3 protein-coding genes are annotated in these 3,274 nt (G+C 61.3%); 2 read left to right on the top strand and 1 reads right to left on the bottom strand.

The annotated features are described in order from the left end of the window. Complete coding sequence (locus H5U08_RS19905; RefSeq protein WP_366494580.1) at positions 1-174, top strand: manganese efflux pump; 174 nt, start codon at positions 1-3, stop codon at positions 172-174. A 36-nt stretch (positions 175-210) separates the two neighbouring features. Here H5U08_RS19905 and H5U08_RS13575 read toward each other — a convergent pair whose 3' ends face one another. Beyond that, positions 211-570: a hypothetical protein gene (locus H5U08_RS13575; RefSeq protein WP_297034080.1), complete on the bottom strand. Its 360-nt coding sequence runs from the start codon at positions 568-570 to the stop codon at positions 211-213. A gap of 195 nt (positions 571-765) precedes the next feature. Between H5U08_RS13575 and H5U08_RS13570 the strand changes: the two genes are divergently transcribed. Further along, on the top strand, positions 766-2,754 hold the full coding sequence (locus H5U08_RS13570) for a YjhG/YagF family D-xylonate dehydratase (protein WP_297034077.1): 1,989 nt from the start codon (positions 766-768) through the stop codon (positions 2,752-2,754). The last annotated feature ends 520 nt before the right edge of the window (positions 2,755-3,274 follow it).

Below are 3,274 nucleotides of genomic sequence, written 5' to 3'. Positions count from 1 at the left end.
ATATGGCTGGCCGCCGTGATCATCGGCCTCGTCGCGGGGATTCTCAGCCTGATCGGGATTCGGGCAGGAAACCGGCTGGGACGCCATTTTTCCCAATGGGCCGAGATCGCAGGCGGCTGCGTCCTCCTCCTGGTGGGCCTGCGAATTCTCCTGACCCATTTGATGTTTCTCTAATCGATGCTCCCGCGCACCGCCGAGCGGCGACGACGTTCACCACCAGCCGCTCAGCCGGACCCAATGGATGAGCACCCAGCCGATCACACCGCCCACCACGGTCAGAATGGCGTGGACCTTCCAGTCCCGCATGGTGGCAGGCTGGCCGTCTGTCCGCGTACCTTGGTAACGGCTGATGTCCACCCAGCGCGCCAGCAGGACACCTCCCAGTGCCAGCCAGTAAATGACGTCCACAAAAGAAAAATCGCCGTGATGGTTGACAATCGACACCCCACAGAGAACCGCCAGCAGATAGCCGAAAATCATCCAGTACAATCGCAGAAGACAGCCGGCCGGAGATTGGGTTTGTTCAGGGGTTGGCTGGCCTTGCGAAGAATTGTCGGGCTGAACCATCATGCTCCTCCGTTCGGAAGACGATCGATTCCGACTCGGATGGCGGCCCGACCACCCGCAAAAAACCTGCAGTTTTGCAACTGCACCCTTCGAGAATTTGTCCCGCAGCGTGATCCAACGCGATAAACCTGATAGGCTTATTCTAAAAGCACGGTTCTTGGCACACAACCCAACCCACATGGAAAGGTTTTCCTCTCTATGTCGGAAGCATCCCGTTTCGGTTCGTTTGACGTGAGTGGCGAAGATCCTCTTTGCTCGGGCGATCACATTTCGGAACCGCTCCGCATCCACGGTCCCGGACCGGAGGGAGAACTTCCCTTTGACGATGCCCTTCTCCGCTACAGCCCCAGCGGACATCTATTCGGAATGTCCCAGGACGTGGGGATGGGTTGGGCTCCTGAAGACACCGTTCGGCCCCGATTTGTCATTCTCAGCACGCTGGGTGGGCTGCGTGATCCCGATGGCCATCCCATCGCGTTGGGCTACCATACCGGACATTTTGAGCTGGACGACGCGGTGCGCCAGGCTGCTGAAGAAATCAAACGGTGTGGTGGAACGCCTTACGCAGGATACTGCTCCGACCCCTGCGACGGCCGCACTCAGGGCACTCCCGGCATGTTTGACAGCCTTCCCTACCGCAACGACGCGGCCATCGTTTTCCGCCGCCTGGCTCGTTCTATTCCCAATGCCGTCGGTGTTCTGGGTGTGGCCACGTGCGATAAAGGCCTTCCCGCCATGATGATGGCCCTGGCCGGACTGGGGCATCTTCCCTCGGCCATCATCCCCGGGGGCGTCATGCTGCCCACCACACGCGGCGAGGACACGGCCCAGGTTCAATCGATTGGCGCCCGATATGCACAGGGCGAAATCAGCCTGGAGTACGCGAGAGACGTGGCATGCCATTCGTGTGCATCGCCGGGGGGAGGATGTCAATTTCTTGGCACAGCCGCCACGTCTCAGGTCGTGGCTGAGGCCCTCGGCCTGACGCTTCCCCATGCGGCGCTGGTGCCGTCGGGACAGGAAATCTGGCGCGATCTTGCGCGACGAACGGCCCGGGCCCTCATGCGGATGGCCCAGCAAAAGCTCACCGCTCGCGATATCCTCACCGAAGCCTCCGCCCACAATGCCATGGTGGTGCATGCGGCCTTCGGCGGCTCGACCAATCTCATCCTCCATTTGCCCGCGGTTCTCTTTTCCGCAGGACTACCCCGGCCGACGATCGAGGATTGGGAACGCATCAACCGCCAGGTGCCCCGACTGGTCGATGTTCTGCCCAACGGCCCGCGCAATTTTCCCACTCTGTACGTGTATCTGGCCGGCGGTGTCCCCGAGGTCATGCTCCACCTGCGGCGTCTGAACCTGCTCCGTCTCGAAGCGCGGACCATCACCGGCAAAACCTGGGGTGACATTTTGCAGTGGTGGGAACGCTCACCACGGAGGCAGCGGGTGCGGGAAATCCTTCGCCAGCAGGCCGGAGTCGATCCCGATGATGTGATCCTCTCGCCCGAAAAGGCCGAGGCTGCGGGCATCACAAGCACCACGTGCTTTCCCCGCGGAAACCTTGCCCCCGGCGGCTCGATCATCAAGAGTACGGCGATTGATCCACAACTTCTCGACGCGCATGGCGTTTACGATCGCACTCTGCGTGCCCGGGTGTTTGTCAGTGAGGCCGATGCCGTTGCCGCCGTGAAGGGACAGCTCGGTCCGCCGGTTCAGCCCGGGGATGTGGTGGTGCTCATCGGGCGGGGGCCGCTCGGGTCCGGGATGGAAGAGACGTATCAGCTCACGTCGGCCCTGCGGTATTTACCCTGGGGGCGAGAGGTGGCCGTGCTCACCGATGCTCGATTCTCCGGCGTCAGCACGGGGGCGTGCATCGGCTGGATCACGCCGGAAGCACTGGCCGACGGGCCCATTGCGAGGGTGCGCGATGGCGATCGGATCCGCATCCGAATTGATACAAAACGTCTGGAAGGTTCCGTGGATTGGGTGGGCGACGGCAAGCGGGAGTATTCTCCGGAGGAAGCTGCCCGAATCCTCGCGCAGCGGTCGCCACATCCGCAGCTCCGGCCTGATCCGCGGCTTCCTGAAGACACCCAACTGTGGGCGATCCTCCAGGCGGTCAGCGGTGGCCCATGGGGGGGATGTGTGTTTGACCTGGATGCCATCCGACGTCGGCTGAGCGGCTGATGAAGAGCCTCGGATGTTTTGAAGAATTCCCGCCTGGCCGTGCAGTAAAGAAGAATTCCCACCTGGCCGTACGGTAAACCTGTGTATTTAAGAATGCGTTGAGCAATCTGCTAATGCCGCGTGTTGGAAAGACGGCTCTGACAGGCAGGTTGTTCCGAAGCACGTTCCGTCGAAAAAAGTTTTGCCGAAAGTCGGAGGGACACGCTCGTCGTACCCGGGGGAAAAGAATGGGTCATCAATTAGTGTTCATCGGACCTGACAAGCAGGTCCCTCCGAAAGGTCGGAGGGGCACGCTCCGTCGTGCCCGGGGGAAAAGAATGGGTCATCAATTGGTGTTCATCGGACCTGACAAGCAGGTCCCTCCGATGTTCTCGGGCAATTCCTGCATCACCCCCACCGCGTCCGATAAATTTTCACCCCCAGCGGGTGATCTGGCGGCTTATGCCGAACAAAGCGGCCAGCGCGATCGCAGCGGTCTCCACCCGCAGGATCCGCGGCCCCAAATCCAACAGGTGCCAGC

Source organism: Thermogutta sp. (genome assembly GCF_014359955.1).
Taxonomy (GTDB): Bacteria; Planctomycetota; Planctomycetia; order Pirellulales; family Thermoguttaceae; genus Thermogutta.
The sequence above is the reverse complement of the archived record's forward strand: the minus strand, read 5'-3'. Positions and strand labels throughout refer to the sequence as shown.